We start from the raw sequence: 474 nt of genomic DNA on the forward strand, positions 1-474 counted from the left end.
ACAGCATTGAATACATTGCGATACTTATATGGATTGATACTCTTGGGTGTGAGCACAAATCAAACGAGTACTTACAAATGAGAGAATACGAGGCGATGTATCAGTGGTACCAAGATTCCCTCAAAAAGCCATCAAAAATCAGACTTAAACAAGTCTCAGCATTGATTAGAAAAGAGTCATTGCGGCTATAAATGATATGTTATATCGTGAACATCCTTACGACTTAAGTAGTTCTAATGAGCCAAATAAACAAGATCATCAATAGCGCCGAGCAACAGTGTAAAGCTAAAGGCGTTCGCTTAACCGATAAGCGAAAACAAGTCCTCTCTGCGTTGATTGAATCAAAAAAAGCACTCTCTGCTTACGAGCTTGTTGATTACCTCAAAGATGAATTTAAAGCCCCTCTGCCCGCGATGTCAGTGTATCGTATTCTTGATTTCCTTCAGACAGAGCAACTTGTTCATAAGCTCGACA

2 protein-coding genes are annotated in these 474 nt (G+C 39.5%); both read left to right on the forward strand.

Annotated features, from left to right (window positions below):
- Positions 1-191, forward strand: a 191-nt coding sequence (locus A3738_RS32150) for a hypothetical protein (protein WP_231876748.1), incomplete at its 5' end; no start/stop codon positions are given.
- A gap of 45 nt (positions 192-236) precedes the next feature.
- A partial coding sequence (locus tag A3738_RS23815; RefSeq protein WP_197473994.1) for a Fur family transcriptional regulator occupies positions 237-474 on the forward strand: 238 nt, incomplete at its 3' end.

The sequence above is a fragment of the Oleiphilus sp. HI0066 genome, from assembly GCF_001635725.1.